Consider the following 1,082-nt stretch of genomic DNA (forward strand, 5'->3'; position numbering starts at 1 on the left):
GGACAAGGACCAGGCAAAGGCGATCGCCTCGGCAAAACGCGTCGCCAACCCAGGCTGCTGGCCGCAGGGACCGATCGCCACGCTACGGCCGCTGGTCACATCAGGCCTGCTGCCGGCGGATTTCCCGATCACCGTCAACGGCATTTCGGGCTATTCGGGCGGCGGACGGCCGATGATCGAGGACTATGTCGCCAAGGGCGAGGACGCCTCGGAATTCCTGCCCTACGGCCTCACGCTTCAGCACAAGCACGTGCCGGAATTGAGGGCCTATGCCAGGCTGTCGCATGATCCGATCATGCAGCCGGCGGTCGGCAATTTCGCGCAAGGCATGATCACCGTGGTGCCGTTGCAGCTTGGCGGCCTCGACCATGTGCCGACCGGTGCGGAGCTGCATGCGGCGATTGCCGACCATTTCGCCGCCATCAAGGGCGGTGTGGTCGAGGTGGCGCCCTATGCGCATTCGGAGCGCATGCCGGAGATCGATCCGGAGATCTACAACGGCACCAACCGGATGAAGATCTATGTCTTCGCCAACGACAAACGGGCGCAGGCCCTGCTGCTGGCGGTCTATGACAATCTTGGCAAGGGTGCCTCCGGTGCCGCCGTGCAGAACATGGACCTGATGCTCGGCCTCTGATGGACACGCCAGCCTTTCCGGCGCGCTGGAACGTCAGCGCGCCCGAACTCATTGCCGAGACCTTTTCGAGCCGCATCTGGAAGGTTTTGCGCGAAGACGGGTCGCCGGCGATCGTCAAGGCGCTCAAGCCTTTCGACGACGTCGCCGACGAGTTGCGCGGCGAACATTATCTCGCCTGGCGGAGCGGCGACGGCGCGGTGCGCCTGCTCGGCCGCGATGGCCACAGCATGCTGCTGGAATTTGCCGGTGAAACGCTGCTTCAGCAGGTTCTCGAAGAACAGGGCGACTTTGCCGCGACCATAATCGCGGCCGAGGTGATGGCGAAACTGTTTTCACAGGGGAAAGACCCCTTCCCGCCCGAACTTCAGCCGCTCCGGGAACGCTTCGCCAGCCTGTTCAACAAGGCAAATGCCGATCGCGACGCCGGCCATGAGAGCCTCTATGT

Annotated in this window: 2 protein-coding genes; both read left to right on the forward strand. The window is 63.6% G+C overall.

Features of this window, described 5'->3' with window-relative positions; genetic code table 11:
- Positions 1–637, forward strand: a 637-nt coding sequence (gene argC / locus EOD15_RS34690; protein ID WP_127409323.1) for an N-acetyl-gamma-glutamyl-phosphate reductase, incomplete at its 5' end; no start/stop codon positions are given.
- Positions 637–1,082: aminoglycoside phosphotransferase family protein (locus tag EOD15_RS34695; RefSeq protein ID WP_281035604.1), on the forward strand; the 446-nt coding region annotated here is incomplete at its 3' end. The genes argC and EOD15_RS34695, both read left to right, overlap by 1 nt.

Source organism: Mesorhizobium sp. M7A.T.Ca.US.000.02.2.1, assembly GCF_003996995.1.
In the GTDB taxonomy this organism is placed as follows: Bacteria; Pseudomonadota; Alphaproteobacteria; order Rhizobiales; family Rhizobiaceae; genus Mesorhizobium.